General features: G+C 58.1%; 18 protein-coding genes and 6 tRNA genes. All 24 read left to right on the forward strand.

The window, feature by feature from the left end; all coding sequences use genetic code 11:
• A partial coding sequence (locus ABHR76_RS05385; protein WP_346977003.1) for a type I glyceraldehyde-3-phosphate dehydrogenase occupies positions 1 to 772 on the forward strand: 772 nt, incomplete at its 5' end.
• Positions 773 to 912: 140 nt separating this feature from the next.
• A complete protein-coding gene (locus tag ABHR76_RS05390; RefSeq protein WP_099431437.1) occupies positions 913 to 2,103 on the forward strand; it encodes a phosphoglycerate kinase in 1,191 nt (396 codons plus the stop codon).
• On the forward strand, positions 2,096 to 2,863 hold the full coding sequence (gene tpiA / locus ABHR76_RS05395) for a triose-phosphate isomerase (protein WP_022094882.1): 768 nt from the start codon (positions 2,096 to 2,098) through the stop codon (positions 2,861 to 2,863). Before ABHR76_RS05390 ends, tpiA begins: the two co-directional genes overlap by 8 nt.
• A 5-nt stretch (positions 2,864 to 2,868) precedes the next feature.
• Positions 2,869 to 4,422, forward strand: a complete 1,554-nt coding sequence (gene gpmI / locus ABHR76_RS05400) for a 2,3-bisphosphoglycerate-independent phosphoglycerate mutase (protein ID WP_161144842.1) — start codon at positions 2,869 to 2,871, stop codon at positions 4,420 to 4,422.
• Positions 4,423 to 4,587: 165 nt separating this feature from the next.
• The gene (gene secG / locus ABHR76_RS05405; RefSeq protein WP_006236144.1) at positions 4,588 to 4,842 is read left to right on the forward strand and encodes a preprotein translocase subunit SecG; all 255 of its coding nucleotides are present in this window, start codon (positions 4,588 to 4,590) and stop codon (positions 4,840 to 4,842) included.
• A 291-nt stretch (positions 4,843 to 5,133) separates the two neighbouring features.
• Complete coding sequence (locus ABHR76_RS05410; protein WP_346977004.1) at positions 5,134 to 6,810, forward strand: peptide ABC transporter substrate-binding protein; 1,677 nt, start codon at positions 5,134 to 5,136, stop codon at positions 6,808 to 6,810.
• A 156-nt stretch (positions 6,811 to 6,966) separates the two neighbouring features.
• On the forward strand, positions 6,967 to 8,004 hold the full coding sequence (locus ABHR76_RS05415; RefSeq protein ID WP_117746680.1) for an ABC transporter permease: 1,038 nt from the start codon (positions 6,967 to 6,969) through the stop codon (positions 8,002 to 8,004).
• Positions 8,005 to 8,018: 14 nt separating this feature from the next.
• Positions 8,019 to 8,954, forward strand: a complete 936-nt coding sequence (locus ABHR76_RS05420; RefSeq protein ID WP_035138881.1) for an ABC transporter permease — start codon at positions 8,019 to 8,021, stop codon at positions 8,952 to 8,954.
• Positions 8,955 to 8,956: 2 nt separating this feature from the next.
• Complete coding sequence (locus tag ABHR76_RS05425) at positions 8,957 to 10,048, forward strand: ABC transporter ATP-binding protein (protein WP_022094887.1); 1,092 nt, start codon at positions 8,957 to 8,959, stop codon at positions 10,046 to 10,048.
• Entirely contained in the window at positions 10,048 to 11,076 is a 1,029-nt protein-coding gene (locus ABHR76_RS05430; RefSeq protein WP_022094888.1) for an ABC transporter ATP-binding protein, read from the forward strand. The genes ABHR76_RS05425 and ABHR76_RS05430 overlap by 1 nt, the downstream gene beginning before the upstream one ends.
• Before the next feature lie 591 nt (positions 11,077 to 11,667).
• A tRNA-Leu gene (locus tag ABHR76_RS05435) sits at positions 11,668 to 11,757 on the forward strand.
• A gap of 59 nt (positions 11,758 to 11,816) precedes the next feature.
• Positions 11,817 to 14,162: a SpoIIE family protein phosphatase gene (locus tag ABHR76_RS05440; RefSeq protein ID WP_346977005.1), complete on the forward strand. Its 2,346-nt coding sequence runs from the start codon at positions 11,817 to 11,819 to the stop codon at positions 14,160 to 14,162.
• Between the two features lie 81 nt (positions 14,163 to 14,243).
• Positions 14,244 to 14,990: an anti-sigma factor antagonist gene (locus ABHR76_RS05445; RefSeq protein WP_346977006.1), complete on the forward strand. Its 747-nt coding sequence runs from the start codon at positions 14,244 to 14,246 to the stop codon at positions 14,988 to 14,990.
• 105 nt (positions 14,991 to 15,095) lie between these two features.
• Positions 15,096 to 15,171: transfer RNA gene (locus ABHR76_RS05450), tRNA-Gly, on the forward strand.
• Positions 15,172 to 15,206: 35 nt separating this feature from the next.
• Positions 15,207 to 15,280: transfer RNA gene (locus ABHR76_RS05455), tRNA-Cys, on the forward strand.
• 42 nt (positions 15,281 to 15,322) lie between these two features.
• Positions 15,323 to 15,398 (forward strand) — tRNA-Gly (locus ABHR76_RS05460).
• 294 nt (positions 15,399 to 15,692) lie between these two features.
• Positions 15,693 to 15,768: transfer RNA gene (locus ABHR76_RS05465), tRNA-Gly, on the forward strand.
• Between the two features lie 3 nt (positions 15,769 to 15,771).
• Positions 15,772 to 15,846 (forward strand) — tRNA-Val (locus ABHR76_RS05470).
• Between the two features lie 147 nt (positions 15,847 to 15,993).
• Positions 15,994 to 16,632, forward strand: coding sequence for a 4'-phosphopantetheinyl transferase family protein (locus ABHR76_RS05475; protein ID WP_346977007.1), 639 nt, complete (start codon positions 15,994 to 15,996; stop codon positions 16,630 to 16,632).
• 28 nt (positions 16,633 to 16,660) lie between these two features.
• Positions 16,661 to 17,278 carry a TetR/AcrR family transcriptional regulator C-terminal domain-containing protein gene (locus tag ABHR76_RS05480; protein ID WP_346977008.1) on the forward strand — a complete coding sequence of 206 codons (618 nt, stop codon included), beginning with the start codon at positions 16,661 to 16,663 and terminating at the stop codon, positions 17,276 to 17,278.
• Positions 17,279 to 17,599: 321 nt separating this feature from the next.
• The gene (locus ABHR76_RS05485) at positions 17,600 to 18,886 is read left to right on the forward strand and encodes a thiolase family protein (protein WP_233502238.1); all 1,287 of its coding nucleotides are present in this window, start codon (positions 17,600 to 17,602) and stop codon (positions 18,884 to 18,886) included.
• Between the two features lie 38 nt (positions 18,887 to 18,924).
• Positions 18,925 to 19,347: a Zn-ribbon domain-containing OB-fold protein gene (locus ABHR76_RS05490; RefSeq protein WP_117583871.1), complete on the forward strand. Its 423-nt coding sequence runs from the start codon at positions 18,925 to 18,927 to the stop codon at positions 19,345 to 19,347.
• Between the two features lie 103 nt (positions 19,348 to 19,450).
• Positions 19,451 to 19,684, forward strand: a complete 234-nt coding sequence (locus ABHR76_RS05495) for an acyl carrier protein (protein WP_055251381.1) — start codon at positions 19,451 to 19,453, stop codon at positions 19,682 to 19,684.
• A gap of 5 nt (positions 19,685 to 19,689) precedes the next feature.
• Entirely contained in the window at positions 19,690 to 20,697 is a 1,008-nt protein-coding gene (locus tag ABHR76_RS05500) for a phosphate acyltransferase (RefSeq protein ID WP_117735332.1), read from the forward strand.
• Position 20,698 lies beyond the last annotated feature (1 nt).

Consider the following 20,698-nt stretch of genomic DNA (forward strand, 5'->3'; position numbering starts at 1 on the left):
GCCTTGGGGCGACCTCGACGTCGACGTCGTTCTCGAGTGCACCGGCTTCTACACCAGCAAGGCTAAGGCTCAGGCCCACATCAACGCTGGCGCCAAGAAGGTCGTCATCTCCGCTCCGGCCGGCAGCGATCTGCCCACCATCGTGTACAACGTCAACCATGAGACGCTGACCGCTGAGGACAACATCATCTCCGCTGCTTCCTGCACCACCAACTGCCTCGCCCCGATGGCCAAGGGTCTGAACGACTTCGCTCCCATCGTGTCCGGCATCATGACCACCATTCACGCCTGGACCGGCGACCAGATGCCGCTCGACGGCCCGCAGCGCAAGGGCAACAAGCGTCGTAGCCGCGCCTGCGCCGTCAACATCGTCCCCAACACCACCGGTGCTGCCAAGGCTATCGGCCTGGTTCTCCCCGAGCTCAACGGTAAGCTCATCGGTGCCGCCCAGCGCGTCCCGACGCCGACCGGCTCCATCACCAACCTCTACGCTGTCGTTGACAAGAAGGTCACCGTCGACGAGGTCAACGCTGCTATGAAGGCCTACGCTGCCACCATCTCCGAGACCTTCGGTTACAACGAGGACGACATCGTCTCCACCGACATCATCGGCGAGACCCACGGCTCCATCTTCGACGCCACCCAGACCATGTGCTCTGACCTCGGCAACGGCCAGACCCTCGTTCAGGTCACCTCTTGGTACGACAACGAGAACTCCTACACCTCTCAGATGGTCCGCACCATCAAGTACTTCGAGAAGTTCGTTGCTTAATTTAGCTTTTAGCGAATAGCTCGTTGAGCGTCTAAAGAAGGGCGCGGCCTTATAGGGCTTACACCCTAGGGTCGCGCCCTTTTTATAAGAAATCGTCTGCCGTAATGGGAGGCAGACACGTACGAAAGGTAGAAGCAAACATGGCCTTTACCAAGAAGACCGTCCGCGACATCGATGTCGACGGAAAGCGCGTTCTCGTCCGCGTTGACTTTAACGTGCCTATCAAGGATGGCGTCGTTGGCGACACCACCCGTATCAAGGCTGCCCTGCCCACCATCAACTACCTCGTTGAGCACAACGCTCGCGTCATCCTCATGAGCCACCTCGGCCGTCCCGAGGGCACCGGCTTCCAGCCCGAGCTGTCCCTCGAGCCCGTCGCCAAGAAGCTCGCTGAGCTCTCTGGTCTCGACGTTGCCTTTGTCGCCGACACCTACGGCGAGAAGGCTGCTGAGGCTGTCGCCGCCGTCGAGCCGGGCAAGGTCCTCGTTCTCGAGAACGTCCGTTTTGACAAGCGTGAGAAGAAGAACGATCCCGAGATCGCCAAGAAGCTCGCTTCCTATGGTGACGTCTTCGTTCTCGATGCCTTCGGCACCGCTCACCGCGCCCAGGGTTCCGTCGTGGGCCCCGCCGCTTACCTGCCTGCCGTCGCCGGCTTCCTGCTCGAGAAGGAGGTCGACACGCTGACCGGCATCTTCGCCGAGCCCGAGCGCCCCTTCGTCGCCATCGTCGGCGGTTCCAAGGTTTCCTCCAAGATCGGCGTTCTCGATCACCTCATCGACTCCGCTGACACCCTGATCATCGGTGGCGGCATGGCCTACACCTTCTTCTTGGCTCAGGGCCTGACCGTCGGTCAGTCCCTCAAGGAAGAGGACTGGGTCGAGCGCGCCGGCGAGATGCTCAAGAAGGCTGAGGAGAAGGGTGTCAAGATCCTGCTCCCCATCGACAACCGCGTTGCCGATCACTTTGGCGAGGACGCTGTCCCCGAGGTCGTCGCTTCCGACGCTATCCCCGACGATCGTGAGGGTATGGACATCGGCCCCAAGACCGAGGAGCTCTACGCCGAGGCCGTCAAGGGCGCCAAGACCGTGTTCTGGAATGGCCCCATGGGCGTCTTCGAGTTCGACAACTTCGCTCACGGCACCCAGGCTATTGCTGAGGCTGTCGCCGAGGCCGACTGCACCTCGATCATCGGCGGTGGCGACTCTGTCGCAGCTGTCAACAAGTTCAACCTGGCCGACAAGATGAGCTGGATCTCCACCGGTGGTGGCGCTTCCATGGAGCTCGTCGAGGGTAAGGCCCTGCCCGGAGTGGAGGCGCTTCTCGATGCCTAATCGCACCCTTCTTATCGCTGGTAACTGGAAGATGAACAACGACGTCGCCGAGGCCGCCAAGCTCGCCGACGAGCTGGCTCAGGCTCTGCCCGAGGTTCCGGCCGGCGTCGAGGTGCTCGTCTGCCCTCCGACCATCGACATCACCACGGTTCATGACCGTATTCAGGCTGCCCCCATTGCCCTCGGTGCACAGAACGTGTACTGGGAGGCCAAGGGTGCCTTCACCGGTGAGTCCTCTTGCGACATGCTCAAGTCCGCTGGCTGCACCTACTGCATCATCGGTCACTCCGAGCGTCGCGACTACTTCCACGAGACCGACGAGGACCAGAACAAGAAGGCTAAGGCTCTCGTTGCCGCCGGTCTTGTTCCCGTCTTCTGCTGCGGCGAGTCCCTTGAGGTCCGCGAGGCCGGCACCTATGTCGAGCACGTCGTGAACCAGGTCAAGGCTGGCCTTGCTGGTCTTGAGATCACCTGCCCCAAGCAGGTCGTCGTCGCCTACGAGCCCATCTGGGCCATCGGCACCGGCAAGACCGCTACCGCCGAGGACGCTCAGGAGGTCTGCGGCGCTATCCGTGAGACCCTCAAGGAGATGTTCGGCGAGGAGCTCGCTAACGGCATTCGCGTTCTCTATGGTGGCTCTGCCAAGCCCGGTAACATCGCCGAGCTCGTCGCCAAGCCCGACGTTGACGGCGCCCTCGTGGGCGGCGCTTCGCTCAAGGCTGCCGACTTCGCCTCTATGGTCGTCAAGGCAGGCGAGTAGGACATATGGCACAACGTCATCTTCCTGCACTCCTGATCATCATGGACGGCTGCGGCCTGGCTCCGTCCGATGGCGAGAACGCCGTCGCCGCTGCCAAGACGCCCTTCCTTGATAGCCTGTATGAGAAGTACCCCCACACCACGCTCGGCGCTTCGGGCGAGGACGTGGGTCTTCCCGATGGCCAGATGGGCAACTCCGAGGTGGGTCACCTCAACATCGGTGCCGGCCGCATCGTGTTCCAGGAGCTTTCGCGCATCAACAACGCCATCAAGGACGGCTCCATCGCCAAGAACGAGGTCTTCGTCAAGGCTATGGACGACGTCAAGGCTGACGGCAAGACTCTTCACCTCATGGGCCTTATGAGCCCTGGCGGTGTTCATTCTCACATGAACCACGTCGAGGCTCTGGTCAAGATGGCTGCCGAGCACGGTGTCAAGACCGTTCGCGTCCACGCCTTCATGGATGGCCGCGACGTTGACCCGCAGTCCGGCGCTGGCTACATGAGTGAGTTCTGCGCCTTCCTGGCTAAGATCTCCGAGGAGACCGGTTGCGACGCTCGCGTTGCCACCGTCTCGGGCCGTTATTGGGCCATGGACCGCGACAACCGTTGGGAGCGCATCCAGCGTGCCTACGACGTCATGGTCAACGCGTCCGATGCCGATGTCGACCCTGTTGCCGGTATCAAGGCCTACTACGAGAAGGATCCGCGCGGCGACGAGTTCGTCGAGCCCTTCGCTGCCCACAACGAGGGCATCCACGAGGGCGACGCGGCCATCTTCTTCAACTTCCGTCCCGACCGCGCTCGTCAGATGACCCGCGTGTTCACGGACAAGGAGTTCGACGGCTTTGAGCGCGAGCAGATCAAGCTTTCGCACTTTGTGACGATGACCGAGTACGATCCGACGTTTGACGTCGAGGTCGCCTTCCCCAAGACGTTCCCCGAGAACGTCCTGGCCGACGTTATCGCCGCCAACGGCCTGAAGCAGCTGCACACCGCCGAGACCGAGAAGTACGCCCACGTGACGTTCTTCCTCAACGGCGGCATCGAGGAGCCCAAGGAGGGCGAGGAGCGCGTGCTCGTCGCTTCCCCCAAGGTCGCTACCTACGATCTGCAGCCCGAGATGAGCGCTCCCGAGGTTACCGAGAAGCTTGTCGCCGCCATCAACGAGGATCGCGCTGATTTCTACATCGTGAACTTCGCGAACTGCGACATGGTTGGTCACACCGGTGTCTTCGACGCCGCCGTTAAGGCCGTCGAGGCCGTTGACGATGCCCTGTCTAAGGTTGTCCCGGCGATTCTCGCCAAGGGCGGCTTTGCGCTGATCACCGCCGACCACGGCAACGCCGATCACATGTTTGACGTTGCTTCCGACGGTTCCAAGCATCCGTTTACGGCTCACACCACCAACCGCGTTCCGTTCATCATCGTTGATGAGAAGGCCAAGCTCACCGGTATCGAGGACGGTCGTCTTTCCGATATCGCTCCGACCATGCTCACCATGGCTGGTATTGAGCCTTCCGCCGAGATGACGGGTCGCGTGCTCGCCACCGAGGCCTAAAAGAAAACGCCAAGCGTTTCTTTGAAGGGGGTTGTCCATATTCGGGCAACCCCCCTTTTTTGGTATTTCTGCCATATCTGCCCCGTCCCCAAATGGCAGGTGGGGGAGTGTCGGGGGTTGTGGTACAGTACTGGAGTTTGAATTGTTCTATTAAGGAGCTTATCTATGGGTCCGTTCCAGATTCTTCTGTTTGTCGTTTGGGCTGTCTCTGCCGTGGCGCTGACGATTCTCGTCCTGATGCATTCCGGTAAGGGCACCGGCGTTTCGGATATGATTGCCAGCTCGCTGTATAACTCCAGCTCTGCCACGGGCGTCATGGAGCAGAACCTCGATCGCCTGACGGTAATTATGGCCGTCGTTTTTGCCGTGTGCGTCGTCCTGTGCATGTTCTTCTTCCCGCAGGGCATCGTCGGCTATTAAGCTCGAGCCACATAAATACTTGAAAAGGGTTCCGCAAGTGCGGGACCCTTTTTGTTTACATATTTGTAACAGAGTCAAAATATCCTCATATACTTCGCCCAACTAAAGAAAATCTCGACCGTTAACCGGAATTAGCCCCAAATCGTGCATAAAATGCGCTACTGTATTGCAATACGTTGGCCCGCTTTGTATAACCAGCCAAAACGGCGGACCGCGTTTGAATGGTTCGATTGGGCTGTCTTGACGTTGCCCGACCGAACTTACTTTGTCCTATCTCATAAGGAGGATGGCATGGCTGATTCTATGTTCCACCAGCCCGTTATGGGTCGTCGCGCCTTTGTCGGCGGTACCCTTGCTGCGAGCTCCATGGCTTTTCTTGCCGCATGCGGCAAGAAGGGCGGCGACGCTTCCGGTTCTGAGTCCGGTTCGACGCTGAACTTCTACATCAACAACCCGGTCTGCATCGATCCCTATAACGTCCAGGAGGACCAGGGCACTCAGGTCGAGTACCAGCTCTTTGATGCTCTGACCTCTTATGACGCCGAGAAGGGCGAGATCGTTCCGCTGGCTTGCGAGTCCTTTGAGGCCAACGACGACGCCACCGAGTTCACCTTCAAGATCAAGAAGGCCAAGTTCCACAACGGTGACGACGTTACCTCCAAGTCCTTCAAGCTCGGTTGGGAGCGTCTGGTCAACACCAAGTCGGCCATCGCTACCGAGTACGGCCCTTCCGAGGTCTCCTATCACCTTTCTATGGTCGAGGGCTATGACGACCTGCTTGCCGGTAACGCTACCGAGCTCAGCGGTGTTACTTGCCCCGACGATGAGACCCTCGTCGTCAAGCTGTCTTCCGCTTACGCCGACTTCCCCTTCGTCGCCTCTCACCCGGCTCTGGCCCCGGTTCCCGAGTGCGCCGAGTCCGATGTCAAGAGCTTCTATCTTGCCCCGGTCGGTAACGGCCCGTTCATGATGGACGGCAAGTGGGAGGATGGCCAGGAGATCAACGTCAAGAAGTTCGACGATTACTATGGCGACAAGGCCAAGATCGATGGCATCCACTTCCAGGTCATCAAGGACATGGAGACCGCTTACAAGGAGTTCCAGGCCGGTAACCTCGATGTCTGCGACGTTCCCGTCGCTCAGATCGATGCCGCCAAGAAGGATCGCGGCGTGTCCAAGGACGGCTACACCATGGGTGACGGCGAGCGCATGCTGCTCGGCGCCGAGCCTTCCACGTACTATCTGACCTGCAACACCACGGCCGAGCCGTTCAACAACGCCGACCTGCGTAGGGGCATCTCCCTGGCCATTAACCGTGAGGCCATCTGCAAGACCATCTTCAAGGGTACCCGTACCCCTGCCGACGGCATTGTTCCTCCGGGCATCGATGGCTACAAGGAGGGCGCATGGGAGTTCTGCGCCTACGATGTCGACAAGGCTAACGAGTACCTCGACAAGGTTGCTCCCGCTGGCGCTAACGGCGATCGTGGCATTAGCGTGACCCTGTCCTACAACCAGGACGGCGGTCACAAGGAGATCATGGAGTCCATCATCGGTGACCTCGCCAAGGTTGGCGTTACCGCTGTTTCCGATACCCCTGAGTGGTCTGCCCTGCTCGAGCAGTATCAGAACTTTAACTATCAGTTCGGTCGTCTGGGTTGGATTGCCGACTACCCGATTATGGACAACTTCCTGTATCCGCTGTTCCACTCCGACTCCCTCGGTGGCGACAACCGCTCCGGTTACAACAACCCCGAGTTCGACGCCAAGGTCGACGAGGCTCGTACTATTGTTGACGACGAGGAGCGCGTCGCTAAGATGCAGGAGGCCGACGCAATGGTCGCTGCCGACTGCCCGGTCATCCCGATTATGTTCTACACGCACACCATCGCCGGCTCCGATCGCATTAAGCACCTCTATGTCGATCCGCAGAAGCACGCCGATCTGGGTACCGCTGAGCTCGCCTAAGAGTTTGCAGCTTCCGTGAGGGTCAAGTATTTACGTAGACCTCATGGGAAACATACAGTTCTCCCTAACCTGGGGTAAACTGGCTGATGGTAATTTTGGGATGCCGGTCTGGCGATCGGCATCCCATTTAGGTTAATCCCTAGATAGGGGAGTGGTATGGGTAAGTACATCGTTAAACGTGTGCTTCAGTTCATCCCGGTGTTTTTGGGCGTTACGCTGATTCTGTTCGCCCTCCAGAATATCGTGCCGGGAGATCCGATCAAGCTGATCGGTGGAGACAAGGCTCTGTCCCCCGAGGTGGAGCTTCAGCTTCGCGTCCGCTATCACCTGGTCCAGACGGACGAGGACGGCAACGCGATCCTTGACGAGAACGGCGACCCCGTTCAAACGTCGCTCGTGGACCGTTACTTGTATTACATGAACGGCCTGCTTCATGGCGATCTGGGCAATTCGTATCAGCGCAAGCTGCCGGTTACGGAAATCTTTGCCCAGAAGTATCCGTATACGGTCAAACTTGCCGCGTGCGCCATCGTGCTCGAGGCAATTATGGGTATCGGTGCGGGTATCATTTCGGCGGTAAAGCGTTATTCCTTCTGGGATATTTTGGTAACGCTCACCACGTCGATCCTCGTTGCGGTCCCGGCCTTCTGGCTCGGTATGTTGCTGCAGCTGTTCTTTGGCGTCATCCTCAAGGACGCCACGGGCGGTGCAATCTCCATGCCGATCTCGGGTGCCGGCGGTTCCAGCTCTCAGTATCAGGATTGGATGCACTATGTGCTTCCGACCATTACGCTGGCTTCGGTTTCGACCGCTTATGCTGCCCGCATTATGCGCTCGCAGCTGCTTGACGTCATGAACCAGGATTACATCCGTACGGCAAAGGCGAAGGGTCTCTCCAATCGCGCGATCATCGTCAAGCATGCGCTTAAGAATGCACTCATCCCCGTCGTTACCTATATTGGTGTCGACTTTGGTGGCATGCTTTCGGGCGCCATCCTGACCGAGACGGTCTTTAACTGGCCCGGTATCGGCTATGAGGTCTATCGCGCCATTAGCATGCGTGACTGGCCCATCGTTATGGGCGGCGTTACGCTCATCGTCGTCGTCGTTATGGTGATCAACCTGCTCGTCGACATTAGCTATGCATTCCTCGACCCGCGCATCCGCCTTGGCGGTCCGTCGGATAAGGCCTAAGGGAGGTACGTCTCATGCAGGAAACTGATTCTCAGTCTCAGGAGCAGGCTACCGCCACCAAGGCCGCATCTGCTCCCGCCAAGTCCCGCACGCTGTGGGGCGACGCTTTTAAGCGTCTTCGTAAGAACAAGCTCGCCGTTATCGGTGTCTGCTGGATCATCATCGTCGTTGTGGTTGCACTGACCGCAGATCTGTGGGCTAAGCCCTGGCTCGGTTCGCCGACGGCTTCCGACTCGACCACCATGGCCGAGACGTCGCTGCTGGCTCCGTGTGCAGAGCACCCGTTTGGCACCGACGCCCTTGGTCGTGACATTCTCGTCCGCGTTATCTACGGTGCGCGCGTTTCGCTGTCCGTCGGCATTATGGCCACCGCGATCTCCACGCTGATCGGTCTGGTCATGGGTGCTCTGGCGGGTTTCTACGGCGGCATCTGGGATACGATCATCATGCGCTGTGCGGACATCTTCCTGGCGTTCCCGTACGTGCTGTTCGTTGTCGCCATGATCGCCGTTATCGGCCGTGGCCTTCAGAACGTCTTTATCGCCATCGGTATTCTCGGCTGGCCTTCGATTGCGCGCGTCTTCCGCTCTGCAATCTTGACGGTCAAGGAAAACGACTATGTTGATGCTGCGCGCGCGATGGGTGCATCTGATGCTCGTATCGTCGTGCGTCACATCTTCCCGAACTCCGTCGCCTCCATCGTGGTCTACGCGACCATGAACATTGGTGGCGCCATTCTGACCGAGTCCGCTCTGTCCTTCCTCGGCATGGGCGTTATTCCGCCTACGCCTTCGTGGGGCTCCATGATTCAGGACGGTCAGCAGTATCTTCTGACCGCTCCCTGGATGATGATCATGCCCGGTCTGGCAATTCTCTCGACGGTGCTCGCCTTCACCCTGTTGGGTGATGGTCTGCGCGACGCCCTCGACGTCAAGATGAAGGACGCATAAGGATGAAGAAGAACAAGAACTATGTGGACCTGAAGGACCAGCCGGTTCCTGAGGGCCAGCATCTGCTCGAGGTCGATGACCTTAAGATGTATTTCCACACCGAGGATGGCGTCGTTCGCGCTGTCGACGGTGTCTCCTACACGCTCGATCGCGGCGAGACCCTTGGCGTCGTCGGTGAGTCCGGCTCCGGTAAGTCCGTGACCGCCATGACCATCATGGGCCTTATTTCGATGCCTCCGGGGAAGATCGAGGGCGGCGACGTTCGCTATCGCGGTCGTTCTATCCTCGAGATGACCGAGGAAGAGATGCAGCACATTCGCGGCAACGATATCGCGATGATCTTTCAAGATCCTATGACCTCCTTGAACCCGGTCTATAAGATCGGCAAGCAGGTGGGTGAGGGCCTTCGTCTGCACCGTGGCTACTCCAAGCAGGAGGCACTCAAGCGTGCCACCGAGCTTTTGGACCTCGTGGGTATTCCCGAGCCCGAGAAGCGCGTCAACGAGTATCCGCACCAGTTCTCTGGCGGTATGCGTCAGCGCGTCATGATTGCCATGGCTCTTGCCTGCGATCCCGATATTCTGATTGCCGACGAGCCCACGACGGCTCTGGACGTTACCATCCAGGCTCAGATTATTGAGCTTATGCAGGAAATGCAGGAGAAGAACGGCAACGCCATCATCATGATTACCCATGACCTGGGCGTCGTCGCCGACATGGCCGACAAGATCATGGTTATGTACGCCGGCCGTCCCGTCGAGTTCGGTACTGCTGAGGAAATCTTCTACGAGAGCCGCCACCCCTACACCTGGGGCCTTATCCGCTCCATCCCGGAGCAGGCCATCGAAGAGAAGAAGCCACTTACGCCGATTCACGGCAACCCGCCTTCGCTCATGAACCTGCCCGAGGGCTGCGTGTTCTCGCCTCGTTGTCCCTATGCGACCGATAAGTGCCGCAAGCAGCGCCCCGAGCGCGTTGTCACCGAGTCTGGTCATTACTCTGCATGCCACTACTCCGGTGACCCCGAGTTTCTCAAGAACGCTCCTGAGACGTCCCGTACGCGCAAGGATTCCAAGAAGGGAGGCGAGGCGTAATGGCAGATACCAACGAGCGTACTCCGTTGCTGAAGGTCGAGCACCTCTCTAAGGAGTTCCCCGCTGAGTCCGGCATGTTCGCCAAGCGTTTTTCCAAGCGTGTCGTCTCTGCTGTAAATGACATCTCTTTTGAGATTTATCCTGGCGAGACCTTTGGTCTGGTTGGTGAGTCTGGTTGCGGTAAGTCCACGACGGGTCGCACCATCATGCGCTTGACCAAGCCGACCGCCGGTAAGGTGTTCTTCCAGGGCAAAGATGTTGCCGAGATGAGCAAACATGAGATCAAGGACATGCGTCGCGAGATGCAGTTTATCTTCCAGGATCCCTATGCTTCGCTCAACCCTCGTATGACCATCGGCGAGATCGTCTCCGAGCCCATGACCATTCACGGCGTGGGCACCAAGGAGGAGCGTATTGAGCGTGTCCGCGAGCTGCTGGACGTCGTCGGTCTGAACCCCGAGCACATCAACCGCTATCCGCACGAGTTCTCCGGCGGTCAGCGTCAGCGTGTCGGCATTGCCCGCGCGTTCGCTCTGAAGCCCAAGCTGATCATCTGCGACGAGCCTGTCTCTGCACTTGACGTTTCCATTCAGGCCCAGGTTTTGAACCTGCTGAAGGAGCTTCAGGATAAGTTCGGTACTGCTTATCTCTTCATTGCTCACGACCTCTCCGTCGTGCAGCACATCTCCGATCGCGTTGCCGTTATGTACCTGGGTAAGATGGTCGAGGTTTCGGACTGGAAGACGCTCTACAGCGAGCCTCACCATCCGTACACGCAGTCGCTGCTGTCTGCCGTGCCGGTGCCCGATCCTGATATCCAGAAGACCCGCAAGCGCATCATCCTCGCCGGCGATCCGCCGTCACCGCTGGATCCGCCGACCGGCTGCCGTTTCCACACGCGCTGCCCGATCGCGCAGGGCATCTGCTCCGAGAAGCTTCCTGAGTTTAAGGAAGTTGCACCGGGCCACTGCTGCGCCTGCCACTTCGCCGAGCCGTTCCCGATCAAGGAATCGCACATCGACCTGTAGTCGGTTGTTCTCGTCCGGGCCCGCCCTGTTGTTACTTTTCAGAACGTCCTCGGACATGTCGGAAGCCCCGCTGCGCGCTACGCGCTGCGGGGCTTCCTCCGTCCTGCGGGATGTTCTGAAAAGTAACAACAGGGCGGGCCCTGCGGTAACTCGGCAGGGGGAGTGCGATTCCCTGAGCGCTCACTTAAATTAATGAGAAATTAAGCGAGGCCGGAGCTTTAGCTCCGGCCTCCTTATATAAGGGCTCGGCAAAGCCGAGCCGCTAAATTTGTATCAGCCCTCAGAACATGTTTGAGAACTGTGCCTGAAGTACGTATTTGCAGGTCCCGAATCGGTGTTGCCTCCCGGCGCAATCCGCAGGGGGAGCGATATTTTGCAGCACGAAGTGCGTAGCAAAATATCGCTCATGCCCGAGGACGCGCCGGGAGGCAACACCGATTCGGGACCGGACATATAGATCTACCTGCTCATTTACAAATTCGTAAACTTTTTTCAAAAAAGTGCTTGCACAGTTCTCGAATCATAGGTTATTATCTACCTCGTTGAACGCGCGGGTCCAACAAAATGAACCGCGAATCAACAACATAGCATGTCGGAGTGGCGGAATTGGCAGACGCGCTAGCTTGAGGTGCTAGTGACCGCTTTTTGGTCATGCGGGTTCAAGTCCCGCCTCCGACACCATTGCATCTGAGAAGCCTCTTCGGAGGCTTTTTTGTTACCGATAGACGGTGAGGTCCACGATGGAAACGCTTGAGCGCAACGAGTGGGCAGACGTTGCCCAACTGGTCGAGATCACGAGCGATGCTGTCATCATCTGTGAGCTCGACGGAACCATTCTGCATGTGAATAACCGTTTGCTCGACCTGATGTGCGAGGATCGCGCTGACGTCATCGGCGGTGATGTCAAAGACGTTCTGTACTCGTCTGCCTTTGAGCGCGCGACCGAACATCGTCTGCCGTTTGAGACCGATGGCTCCGAGAGCGAGCTGATGCTCAAGCTGAGCGACGGATCTTTTATTCCCGTCTTGGTTCGCGCGGGTTCCGTTACGCCTCCGCGTATCTTTGGACGTCGTGCACCGCGTGTCCTGGTGGCACTTCACAGCATCGAAGAGCAGTATTCCCACGATCGTCAGCTCAAACGTGCGCTATCGGAGCTTAGGGTGGCGAATAAACGCCTTTCGGGTACCCTTTCGGTCATTATGAGTACCGTGGGCTCCGATGAGCTCCCCAGCTTGCTCGATACCGTTTTGAATCAGCTCGTTGGAACGCTCGATGCCTCCGGTGCGGCTATCTATTTTTCCGAGAGCGGCGGCTTTAAGCTCCGTGGTGTTTCTAAGGAGCTTGAGGACAGCTATCTGCCCGAGTTTATGCCGTACGGCGCGGGCATTCCGACCTACGTGCTTCGCGAGTCGCGTGCCTGTCGCCTGTCGATTCAGCAGGACCTTGAGGGCGACCGGGTTGCTTCGGGTATGTTCATGGATTTGGACAATCGTTCCAAGCACTTGCTGCGCGTGCAGGATATGCCCCCGTATCGCAGCGAGATCTGTCTTCCCGTGTTTTACGGCACGCAGGTCCTTGGCGTGTTGGAAGTTGGCTGGAAACGCCCCCAGGCGCCACTTGCCTATGACGTTAACGTGCTCGAGGTCATTTGCGATTACCTGTCTATTCAGCTGGTCGGCATGGCGTCGAGCTTACGTTCGCGCCGCACTGCGGAGCTCGGTCGCTCACTCAATTTGCTGCGCGACGAACTGTTTACCTATCTCGATGATCCTGTTGCCGCTTCGCGAGCGGTGTCGACGGAAATCTGCGCGGTGCTCAATTGTCATTTCTGCCCCGTGGAATATGATGCGGGCCTCGAAACCTATGTCATCGATTTTGAGGGTGGCAGTCGTGTGGCGCTGCCGGACGATCCGGAGTCACTCTTCTTTTCTGTCACGGCGCCAGCAGCGCGCCTGGGGGCAGCCCCCGACGGGTTTGAGACTTCGGTGTTGGGCGGGACGAGCGCTGACGATCTCAAGCACGTGCGCCTTACACGTGTGGACGAATCCACGTCTATGGGTGCATGGTTGAGGGCCCACGGCCTACCGTGTCAGGGACTTTATGTCGACTCCGGCATCGAAGCGGGGCGCTACCACTCGGAAGCGGATGGCAAACGAAGCAACGATGCGATCGTTCCCGCTGATATCGCCAAGGGGCCGACGAGACGCGCTTTGCTACTCCGCGATGGCAGCCAAGAACCAATTGACGACCTTGAATACGACTACCTGGTGCATCTGGCGCATGACTTTGAGCTGATCTATGAGGGCGAATCTCAAAAGCGCGAAGAGCGTCATATCGCTCAGACGCTTCAGATTGGCATGAGAAATTCGCTTGGTGACGTTCCGGGCATTGCAACCGATTCGGTATACCTATCGGCAACGAATTCTGCGTTGGTCGGCGGTGACTTCTATACGCTTGTCCGACTTCCCGACGATTGCGCCGTTATGATTTTGGGCGATGTATCCGGCAAGGGAATCGAGGCGGCGTCGATGTCGGCGCTCGTCAAGACGGCGCTGACGGCCTATGCCTGGGAGGGTGCGGGGCCTGCCCGTATGGCACGCTCGCTCAATAGCATGCTCATGGGCTTTTCGAGGGTCGAGACGTTTGTGACGGCGTTTATCGCCAAGATCGATCTTAAGGCGGGCCGCGCTACCTATTGCTCGGCGGGACATCCTCCCACTATGGTCATTAGGCCGTCGTCGACGCCGCTTGGTGGCGGTGAAGCCCGAGGCGGAGAAGTGGAGCTCCTTGGGTGCCAATCGGGCGTGATCGGTGCCTTTGAGAGCATGGTCTACGAGATGGGCGTGTTTACGTTCGCTCCTGGTGACATGCTATTTATGTATACCGATGGAACAATCGAAGCACGTGATCGCTCGGGTGCTTTTTTTGGCGAGCAGCGCCTTCGCGACCTTTTGCTCTCTGTCTCGGGTGAGGGCGTATCGGGAATCTGCGGCAAGGTCTTGGGCGAGCTTGACCGCTTTACCGAGTCGGCGCTGAACGATGACATCGCGCTGGTTTCCCTTGAGTTTTTACGGGGTCGATCGTAGGTCACGACGCCTGACGGGCGAAATCTGCGCGGTTGCAGATACGTGTGCATCGAGCGAGCTCTTTTGGGGAACCATGGTCGTATGAATGAATGGAATGACATAGCGGTTTTGACGCCACCGGGCGATATCGACATCGCCTCGGTGCCCGCACTGCGCCGACGGTTGGATAATTTGATCGACCGGGGCGTGCGTCGTGTTGTCATCAATTGCCAGACCGTGGGCTTTATCGACTCGACGGGCTTGGCGTTTTTGCTTACACGTGCCAGAGAGTTTATGAGGCATGAGGGGCTGCTTTCGCTCGTTAACGCCTCCGATGAGGTTGTTCGCTTTTTGGAAATTGCCCGACTTGTCGACATCCTGCATGTCGCGGGCCCGGCGCGGGAGTCGATTCCCGCCATTCCGGTGGGGGAGTTGCCGCGATGGAGCAAGAGCGTCGAAGTGCAGCGAGGCATCGAGAATCTCCCGTATTATCGGCACCGTGTGGCCGAGCTCCTCGAATCGCTTCCCCTGAGGCGTGATGAGCGCTATGACGTCGCATTGGCGTTGGGGGAGGCATTGGGTAACGCATATGACCATGCGGGCGGTGTTGGCTGCATCCTGACGGTTCAGGCCTATGGGGACCGCGTTGTGCTCGAGGTGCTTGATCGGGGCGCTGGCTATTCTATCGATGGGGCGAGCGAGCCGGTGGCTTCTGAGGAGCGCGGGCGAGGTATCAAGCTTATGCGCATGCTCGTCGATAATGTGGAAGTTGCCCGTCGTACGGATGGCGCCGGCACGCGCGTTCGGATGGTGAAGTTGTTTAGCTCGGCATTGGAATCGTGCGCATAGCGCCTTGACTTGGCGTTATTTACCTGCATGAACTTTCTTTGGACAACTTTTTTGAAAAAAGTACTTGCGTCTTTAGGACAACTCGCGTAAATTAATAACCCGCAAGCGGACATGGCTCAGTTGGTAGAGCACAACCTTGCCAAGGTTGGGGTCGCGGGTTCGAGCCCCGTTGTCCGCTCCATTGCATTTCCGGACCGTCTCAAGCGGTCCTTTTTCGGCGAAGTGGCCAAGTGGTAAGGCAGAGGCCTGCAAAGCCTTTACCCCCGGTTCGAATCCGGGCTTCGCCTCCAGGCAACATCCGGGCGCTCCGGCGCCCGTTTTGTTTTACATATGCGGACATGGCTCAGTTGGTAGAGCACAACCTTGCCAAGGTTGGGGTCGCGGGTTCGAGCCCCGTTGTCCGCTCCAACTATCTTACGCGGTTCTAACGAACCGCGTTTTTTGTTGACGCTGCGCGGCGCCCCAGCACCCCGCCTCGCCCCTCAGCTTCACGGGCGCGGCTATCCAGCCTGCGCCCGCTTGCTTCGGGTCGATCCGGGGCACTGGGGCGTCGCTCGCTGTCGGCGCTCTTCCTCTTCATTTTTTGTTCCCCTAACGTGACGAAGGGTAAAGTGGGGTAGGTTATGTTCGGGAACTTTTTCAAATTATTTGAAAATAGTTCTTGCATTCGGGTGGATCATCCCGTATATTAAATCCTCGCAGGCGGACATGGCTCAGTTGGTAGAGCACAACCTTGCCAAGGTTGGGGTCGCGGGTTCGAGCCCCGTTGTCCGCTCCATTTGGGCGTTTAGCTCAGGGGGAGAGCGCTTCCCTGACACGGAAGAGGTCAGAAGTTCAAATCTTCTAACGCCCACCAAATGTTCGCAGCTCAGAGGCTATGTCCTCTGGGCTGTTTTGTTTTGGTCGCCAAATGGGTCGCCAAATCGCCGGCAAAAGGTATCTCAATTCATGAAAGAGTGGTTCTGAGCGTCTGTTTAGCCTTGTCATCTCAATCGAGTGGGGGTTGACCATTTTGAACATAACCGTGCATCTCGTTGACGTTTCAGCGATCGATCCCGGCGAGACCGTTGATATGGCATCAATCGCGGGACGCTATGCCTTACGTGCCTCCAATGGGGATTTCCCAATTGCGTCTCGGAGAGAAGCTGCAGGCGTGGGTCTGCTTCTTCGCAACGCCCTGGGTGTCTTCGACGACACCCAGCTTGCGTGTTCTGCTTTCGGCAAGATCGAGCTTGCGGATGGGGAGGCCCCCTCTATTTCCATTTCACATGGCGGAAGCGTGGCCGTCCTCGCTGTTTCCGATGTTGCTCGGTCGGTCGGAGGACCTATTGGCGTGGATATCGAGGCGATTGATGAGATTGTCCCCGTTGCGGTTGGGCGTATGGCAAACGACGACGAGCGCGTGTGGATTAACGCTGCCCCCAATTTGCAAGAACGCAATCTTCGCCTGAGTCAGACGTGGACGCGTATCGAGGCCATCCTCAAGGCTGAAGGCGTCGGGTTTTCGATTGACCCTCGCAAAGATGGCATGCCCGGTGGATGGAATACTTCGTCGGTGACATACGGTCGCTGCGTCATCTCTTGTGCGGCGCGCTCTATGCCTCGTATCGTCCTCAGGGAGCATACCTTTCGGGTAGCATAGGAGCCAATCGCTAATAGGGGAGGCCGCTATGCCGCTGAACGCTCAAAACGATATCGCTTCACGGATCGAGGATGCCGTCTTTGAACTTATGGGGACGACGCCGGTGCAGGCGATCAAGGTGACCGATGTGCTGAGGCTCGCGCACACCTCGAAATCGACGTTTTACCGCTGCTATCGTTCTGTTGACGACGTTGTTAAGCGATTTGAGGACGATCTGCTCCACAACATGCAAGAGATTAACAACGTTGCCCTTGAGGCGCGCTTTGGTGACGCTCAGCTCGATCCGACGCCGACGATGATTAAGCGTATGGAGATCCTGCAGCGCAATCGTTCGAAGGTGCTCGCGCTCAACAGTGAAAACGGGGACCCCGTGTTCACGCATAAGGCTACGGTTTTTATGCATGAGTATTTTCGCGACCGTCTGCGCTCAACGTTTTCTGACGAGACCGATCTTGACCTGTATCTGGCTTTCGCTCTCGCGGGTCACCATAACCTTATCCAGTACTGGCTCGAGGTCCGTCCCGATTTGGAGGCGCGCACCGTTGCCGCCGCGCTCAATCGCATGTTCTATGCGCCGTTGTTTGTCGACGACGCCTCGCGCCATTGGCACCCACGTATCCCCGATTTTGAAAAGCCGCTCGGGTGAACGGCTGATTTTTAGGGATGAACGGTTGCATAGGTTGCGGATTCAGAGTAATCCGGCCCTATGAATCGATTTAAGTATGGCCATTTATCTGCTATTTGGAACGCCTAGCCCCGATGTGTCCCATATGATGGGACACATCGGGGCTTTTTGTCTCACGCGTTTCGTTTAACCCCTCGTAAACTAAAGCTACGTTCAAAAGAACCACTGCAGTAGTTCAACGTCTGACGGCACAGAAAAGCCGCGAGCGCTCTCTCACCTTCGCTCGCGGCTGGACTGCGCCATCATTCCGTACACCTTCACATGATTAGGATGTGATATTCAGTGGTTACGCTCGGAAAGAACATGCGCAGCGTCTCGATTGTAGGCGTAGGCTGCACCCCGTTCAAGGATTTTGAGGAGCATCCCGAGACCCAGGGTATTGGCGAGGGCGAGGCGTTTGGCTATGCGGCTCTCGAGGCAATTGCCGATGCCGGTCTTGAGCCCCGCGATATCGACTTTTTCTATCACGGCAGCGCCAATCCGTATCTCGTTGGCGATTGCATTACCCCCAACATGCAGGTTGCCGATTGGTTTGGCGTTCGTGCCAAGGGCTCTGTCCATCATTCCGAGGCTTGCTGCACGGGCTACGTCGCCCTTGAGCAGGCCGTGATGGCAGTCGCCTCCGGTGCCTACGATGTTGTCCTTACGGGTGCCTGCGATTTGGCTTCGACTCTTCCCGTTGAGCACATGCCCTCCCATATTCGTCAGGACTTTACGCTCGACGTCATGATCCCCTCGCTCGATAAGATTTATGACCGCGCTTATGGTCGTCCGCTCGACGGCGCCTTTGGCGTGTCGTTCGACAACTGGATCAACGAGTATTCGATGCAGTACGACCTTACCGCCGATCAGATCGATGATGCCCTGAACGGCCTTACCAAGAGCCTTCGCCGCGGTGCCGTCCTGAATCCCCTTGCCTGGTACGAGACCACGGTCGAGGAGGACGCGAAGGCAGCTGGGTTCGATACCGCCGACGAGTATCTCAAGAGCATGTACAACCCGCGCGTTACGCAGTACCTGCGCGTTACCGGCTTTGAGAAGAAGTGCGACGGCGCCGCCGCTGTTGTCGTAATGCCCACGGAGAAGGCAAAGGCCATGGGCGTGCCGTATGCGCCTATTGAGGTTCTGGGTACGGGCGCCTCTGCTGTCGAGGCCGGTCTGCTCCACAACGAGCACTGGGCTACCGAGCTTGCCGCCAAGCAGGTCTATGACCTTACCGGCGTGAGCCCCGATGAGATTGACCTGTTCATGTGCAACGACTTCTTCCTGGCTTCCGAGATCGTCTCGGCCGAGGAGTGCGGCTATATTCCGCGCGGCGAGGCCTGGAAGTACGCGATCGATGGTCGCACCGCTTTTGACGGCGATAAGCCCATCAATCCGCACGGTGGCCGTTGCAACTTCGGTCACGCCCATGGCGCATCCGGCATCGCCGATATCGTCGAGGCCGTTAAGCAGATGCGTGGCGTCGCCGGTGCCACCCAGATGAAGAAGGTTCCCGAAACGGCTTTCCTGCGCGGTTTTGGCGGTTCTCAGAACGTGCGCTGCCAGATCCTTCGTACCGTCGCCTAAGCGACCGCGGTTTTCGATTTCCCATAAGGAGTATTCTCATGCAACTCAAAGATATGGAGCCCGTGGTCAAGAAGTTCTACACGGGTCTTGAAGAGGGCATCTATTGGGCGCGCCAGTGCCCCGAGTGCGGAGCCGTCGAGTTTCCGCCCCACCTTGCCTGCAATGCCTGCGGCTATCACAAGACCGATTGGGTCCAGGTTTCCGGTCACGGGCATCTGATCGATTTTACCCTGCCTGGTCCGCAGAACGACAAGCCCTATCTCAAGGAGTATGGCAAGTACGCCTACGGCGCCGTCGATATCGACGAGGGTTCTCAGTACACCTACGTCATCTACGGCATTACCAAGAAGAAGGCCCCCGAGATTCGCGCCAAGCTCATGGCGGGCGAGACCGTTGGCGTCCATGCCAAGGTTATCGACCGTCCAGGCTATAAAGAGCTTACGTTCGAGCTTGACGATTAGGTTTTCACCCCTGCAACAATTCGATTCCTCTCTTAGGCCACGGCGGGACCCATGTCTCCAGCCCGCCGTGGTCGCCCCTCTTTTTCGATTGAAAGGCACCATCATGAACGAAGAACTCACTCAACAGATCTGCGATTTTGCCAAGTCCGCCTACAACTATGACGGCGATGTGACCCCCGAGACGACGTTTGAGACCCTGGGCAAGGGCTCGATGAAGATGATCGCTCTGACCTCCATGATCGAGAACGAGCTCGATGCCGAGGTCCCCGTTCGCGAGGTCATGGTCATGAAGACCATCGGCGAGCTTATCGAGCGCACTGCCGAAGAGATGGAGTAACTGCCATGGACCTGATGCAGACCCTGCGCGAGCAGGCTGCCGCCAAGCCTATGCGCGTTGCTTTTCCCGAGGGCGAAAACGAGACCATGATGCAGGCGGTCGCAAAGATCGCCGCCGAGCATCTTGCCGAATGTGTGCTGGTCGGCGATGGCGGCAAGCTCAAGGAGCTTGCCGATGAGCGCGGCATCTCCCTTGACGGCATCGAGATTGTCGATGTGACCGACGAGGAGGCGAACGCCGCTTGCTGCGAGCGCTACCTTTCTCATCCGGATTGCAAGTTTAAGCCCAAGGGCGCTGCGCGCCGTATGACGCGTCCGCTTGAGCGCGCCCTGATTTTGCAGGTGCTCGGCGATGTCGACGTTATGTTCGCCGGTATCGATAACGCTACGGGCGATATTATCCTGGCTGGTCAGGCCATCGTCGGCCTTGCCGACGGGGTGGACACCGTGAGCTCGTGCGGTATCGCCGACATCCCCAACTGGAATGGCGGCGAAGGTGGCCTTTTGGCTTTTGGCGATTCTGCCGTGTGCGTTGACCCCACGAGCGAGGAGCTTGCCTCGATCGCGATTTCGTCGAGCGAAACGGTACGCTCGCTGACCGGATGGGATATCCGTTGCGCGCTGCTTTCGCATTCGACTGACGGTTCGATGGATAACGAACTCGTCGACAAGGTACGTCGTGCTCGCGAGATTGCCAACGATCGCCGTCCCGACCTTGCCATCGACGGCGAGTTCCAGTTTGATTCGGCGATTAACCCCAAGGTTGCGGCCAAGAAGGTTCATCGCGAATCCGCTGTTGCAGGGCAGGCCAACGTGGTCATCTGGCCCGATATCAACGTGGGCAATATCGGCGTCAAGATCATCCAGAATCTGACCGGCGCCAATGCTTACGGCCCCATGCTTCAGGGCTTCAAGAAGATCGTGTGCGATTGCTCGCGCTCTGCGCCCGTCGATGAGATCGTCGGCAACGTGGTGATGAGCTGCGTGCGCGCCCAGGCGCTTAAGGAGGCTTAAG

Source organism: Collinsella aerofaciens, assembly GCF_039752985.1.
Taxonomy (GTDB): Bacteria; Actinomycetota; Coriobacteriia; order Coriobacteriales; family Coriobacteriaceae; genus Collinsella; species Collinsella aerofaciens_BT.

Excerpts from the sequence above, each read along its gene's own strand:
- tpiA (WP_022094882.1), top strand. The coding sequence starts at position 2,096 with ATGCCTAATCGCACCCTTCTTATCGCTGGTAACTGGAAGATGAACAAC.
- ABHR76_RS05425 (WP_022094887.1), top strand. The coding sequence starts at position 8,957 with ATGAAGAAGAACAAGAACTATGTGGACCTGAAGGACCAGCCGGTTCCT.
- ABHR76_RS05445 (WP_346977006.1), top strand. The coding sequence starts at position 14,244 with ATGAATGAATGGAATGACATAGCGGTTTTGACGCCACCGGGCGATATC.
- ABHR76_RS05500 (WP_117735332.1), top strand. The coding sequence starts at position 19,690 with ATGGACCTGATGCAGACCCTGCGCGAGCAGGCTGCCGCCAAGCCTATG.
- ABHR76_RS05390 (WP_099431437.1), top strand. The coding sequence starts at position 913 with ATGGCCTTTACCAAGAAGACCGTCCGCGACATCGATGTCGACGGAAAG.
- gpmI (WP_161144842.1), top strand. The coding sequence starts at position 2,869 with ATGGCACAACGTCATCTTCCTGCACTCCTGATCATCATGGACGGCTGC.
- ABHR76_RS05495 (WP_055251381.1), top strand. The coding sequence starts at position 19,451 with ATGAACGAAGAACTCACTCAACAGATCTGCGATTTTGCCAAGTCCGCC.
- ABHR76_RS05440 (WP_346977005.1), top strand. The coding sequence starts at position 11,817 with ATGGAAACGCTTGAGCGCAACGAGTGGGCAGACGTTGCCCAACTGGTC.
- ABHR76_RS05490 (WP_117583871.1), top strand. The coding sequence starts at position 18,925 with ATGCAACTCAAAGATATGGAGCCCGTGGTCAAGAAGTTCTACACGGGT.
- ABHR76_RS05410 (WP_346977004.1), top strand. The coding sequence starts at position 5,134 with ATGGCTGATTCTATGTTCCACCAGCCCGTTATGGGTCGTCGCGCCTTT.
- ABHR76_RS05480 (WP_346977008.1), top strand. The coding sequence starts at position 16,661 with ATGCCGCTGAACGCTCAAAACGATATCGCTTCACGGATCGAGGATGCC.
- ABHR76_RS05420 (WP_035138881.1), top strand. The coding sequence starts at position 8,019 with ATGCAGGAAACTGATTCTCAGTCTCAGGAGCAGGCTACCGCCACCAAG.
- secG (WP_006236144.1), top strand. The coding sequence starts at position 4,588 with ATGGGTCCGTTCCAGATTCTTCTGTTTGTCGTTTGGGCTGTCTCTGCC.
- ABHR76_RS05415 (WP_117746680.1), top strand. The coding sequence starts at position 6,967 with ATGGGTAAGTACATCGTTAAACGTGTGCTTCAGTTCATCCCGGTGTTT.
- ABHR76_RS05430 (WP_022094888.1), top strand. The coding sequence starts at position 10,048 with ATGGCAGATACCAACGAGCGTACTCCGTTGCTGAAGGTCGAGCACCTC.